Genomic DNA, 1036 nt, shown 5'->3' on the forward strand with positions numbered 1-1036 from the left:
TGCCGTCACGGACGGCTTCTGCCCGCCTGCCCCTCGAAGGAGTGCCCACGACGGCGGTAGTGGCAGCGGCGGGCCACCGCTTGGCGTCGTCGGCGCCAGTGCGACCAGCTCAACGCATGCGTGTAGGCACGGGGATCTCGGGGTGTTCGAGCTGCCAGGAGTCGCCGCACTTCTGCCACAGTGAGCGCGATGACCACGGCATCCTCACCGGCGGATCCCCCTTTTCAGCTGCTCGCGCGCTCATCGCCGCGAGGAAGGCGTGGGCGAGCATGGCCAGGGTGATGTGCCGGTACCAGCCGACGTAGCGGCGAACCTCGTACTCGTCCAGGCCGCACTCGTTCTTCGCAGCCTGGAAACACTCCTCGATCGCCCACCGGGCGCCCGCGACGCGCACCAGTTCGTCCACGGTGACGTCCAGCGGCGCGTAGCCGAGGTAGTAGGAAATCTCGTCCGGTCGGCTCAGGCTGCGTCGTGCCAGTGCCCACCGTCGGCGGATCAGCACGCCGTCCTGGTGGTCGTATTCGTCCACCGGGCGCAACTGCACGGCTGCCCAGTCGTACTCGCGTTGTCCCTTCGCGCCCGCGCCGCAGGAACGGCGTTCCCATGCCTGGTCGGGGGCCTGTTCGAAGGCCCTGTCGATGCGTGGTCCGGCCAGGGAGAACTGGGACTTGGGGACGGCCAGGACGTAGCCGACGCCGGAAGTTTCCAGCATCCGCCGAAAGCGGTTGTCCTGCCCGTAAGCGGCGTCCGCCGTGACCCAGGCGATCGGCAGCGGCGAGGCCAGCGCCCTGCGGACGATCGTTGCCGCGAGGGTGTTCTTGGTGGCGAACTCCCGCTGATCGGGGACCTTGGCGGCGCGGCAGCGGTCGCGGTCGTCGGTCCAGGAGTTGGGCAGGTAGAGCTCGCGGTCCACGAGAGCGCGGCCGGCCGTGCTGGCGTAGGCGGCGAAGACGCCGATCTGGCAGTTCTCGGTGCGGCCGGCGGTGCCGGAGTACTGCCTTTGGACTCCGGCGGAGGTGGTGCCCTTCTTCAGGAA

General features: G+C 69.3%; 1 protein-coding gene. It reads right to left on the reverse strand.

Annotated elements, in window-relative coordinates; all coding sequences use genetic code 11:
* Nucleotides 1–109: 109 nt before the first annotated feature.
* Nucleotides 110–1036, reverse strand: a 927-nt coding sequence (locus MTF69_RS42630; protein WP_243342209.1) for an IS701 family transposase, incomplete at its 5' end; no start/stop codon positions are given.

Source organism: Streptomyces sp. AP-93 (assembly GCF_022808175.1).
GTDB lineage: Bacteria > Actinomycetota > Actinomycetes > Streptomycetales > Streptomycetaceae > Streptomyces.